This window comes from Corynebacterium sp. LK14, assembly GCF_008042215.1.
In the GTDB taxonomy this organism is placed as follows: Bacteria; Actinomycetota; Actinomycetes; order Mycobacteriales; family Mycobacteriaceae; genus Corynebacterium; species Corynebacterium striatum.
The window spans coordinates 1-251 of record NZ_NOVQ01000034.1; the positions used below are offsets into that span (position 1 = coordinate 1).

Genomic DNA, 251 nt, shown 5'->3' on the forward strand with positions numbered 1-251 from the left:
GAGACCCGCATGTGGTCTGCGAGTGCATAACCTGCAAGTTTACGTGAATACGTGTCAATGACTGTGGCAAGGTACATGTTTTTGCCTCCCCTACACGGCAGGTAAGTAATGTCACCGACATACACACGATTTGGCTCGCCAGCTGTGAACTTGCGGCCTACTAGATCTGGCATGACACGGTGACCAGGCTTACGCCTGGTAGTAATGCATCGACGCCGTTTGCTAAAGCCTTTTAACCCCATGGATTTCAT

At 50.6% G+C, this 251-nt stretch carries 1 protein-coding gene; it reads right to left on the bottom strand.

Going from position 1 to position 251, the window contains the following annotated elements:
- A partial coding sequence (locus CHU71_RS12940; protein WP_147761273.1) for a DDE-type integrase/transposase/recombinase occupies positions 1-251 on the bottom strand: 251 nt, incomplete at both ends.